Genomic DNA, 1,325 nt, shown 5'->3' with positions numbered 1-1,325 from the left:
CGTCGACGGCCTCGACGCGGAGCTGCTGCGGCGGTTCGACGCCGCGCGCGCGGCCGCCGCCGAGGACGGCGTCGACCTGACGATCACGTCCGGGCACCGCACCGCGCAGCAGCAGCAGTCGCTCGTCGACGACGCGCTGGCGCGGTACGGCTCGGAGGACGAGGCGCACCGGTGGGTCGCACCCGTGGACGGCTCGGCGCACGTCGCGGGCACCGCGATCGACGTCGGGCCGACCGACGGTGCGTACTGGCTGCTCGAGCACGGCGCGGAGTTCGGGCTGTGCCAGGTGTTCGCGAACGAGGTGTGGCACTTCGAGGCGACGATCGAGCCGGGCGGGACGTGCGGGCCGACCGTGCCGGACGCGTCGGGGCTCTGGCACTGACCGGCGCACGTCGCGCCCGGCTCGAGGGCGTCAGGTGGTCAGCCCTGCGCGTCGCGCCAGGCCACCCACTGCTCCGCGAGCGACAGGTCGTAGTCCGGTCCCGACGTGCCGACGGTGAAGAGCGTCACGCCGGCGTCGACGAGCGCGTCGGCCACCTCGCTCGGCGGGGCGCTGACGGCGACGCTGCGCTCGACGAGCGCACTCGTGTCGCGGCCGACCGCCTCGCCGTGCTCGTCGAGGATCGCGCTCTTGCGCACGAGGGTGTCGACGTCGCCGAACGAGTGCCACGCGTCCGCGTGCTCGGCGACGACGCGCAGCGTCTTCCGCTCGCCACCGCCGCCGATGAGGATCGGGATCTCCCGCGTCGGCACGGGGTTGGACTTCGCCCAGCGCGCCTTGATCCGGGGCAGGGCGCCCGCGAGGTCGGCGATCCGCGAGCCCGCGGTGCCGAACTCGTAGCCGAACTGGTCGTAGTCCTTCTCGAACCAGCCCGCGCCGATGCCGAGGATCAGCCGCCCACCGCTGATGTGGTCGACCGTGCGGGCCATGTCGGCCAGGAGCTCGGGGTTGCGGTACGAGTTGCAGGTCACGAGCGCGCCGATCTCGACGCGGCTCGTCTGCTCGGCCCACGCGCCGAGCATCGTCCAGCACTCGAAGTGCTTGCCGTCGGGGTCGCCCGACAGCGGGAAGAAGTGGTCCCAGTTGAAGATGACGTCGACGCCGAGGTCCTCCGCGCGGCGCACGGCGTCGCGGATCTGAGGGTAGTCGGCGTGCTGGGGCTGGAGCTGGACTCCGATGCGGAGACGACGTGTCATGCCGTCACGCTACGTCCGCTCCTGCCGCCGCGCGGCCCGACCGGCGCACGGTCTCACGCTGCGGTCCGACCACGGTCCCGGCGGGTGCCGGAGGGGCCCGCGGCGGCCTCCGGAGGGAGGCCGCGCGG

General features: G+C 73.9%; 2 protein-coding genes. One reads left to right on the top strand and one right to left on the bottom strand.

Going from position 1 to position 1,325, the window contains the following annotated elements; all coding sequences use genetic code 11:
* Window positions 1-382, top strand: a 382-nt coding sequence (locus HGA02_RS19570) for a M15 family metallopeptidase (protein ID WP_168681063.1), incomplete at its 5' end; no start/stop codon positions are given.
* 38 nt (window positions 383-420) lie between these two features.
* Here HGA02_RS19570 and HGA02_RS19565 read toward each other — a convergent pair.
* On the bottom strand, window positions 421-1,197 hold the full coding sequence (locus HGA02_RS19565) for an LLM class F420-dependent oxidoreductase (protein WP_168681061.1): 777 nt from the start codon (window positions 1,195-1,197) through the stop codon (window positions 421-423).
* Between the last annotated feature and the right edge of the window lie 128 nt (window positions 1,198-1,325).

Source organism: Cellulomonas septica (genome assembly GCF_012396155.1).
In the GTDB taxonomy this organism is placed as follows: Bacteria; Actinomycetota; Actinomycetes; order Actinomycetales; family Cellulomonadaceae; genus Cellulomonas; species Cellulomonas septica.
Note: the sequence above shows the minus strand (reverse complement) of the source record. Positions and strands in the feature narration are given on the sequence as shown.

Bases quoted from the DNA above. Each gene is read 5' to 3' on its own strand.
- HGA02_RS19565 (WP_168681061.1), bottom strand. From the start codon at position 1,197: ATGACACGTCGTCTCCGCATCGGAGTCCAGCTCCAGCCCCAGCACGCC.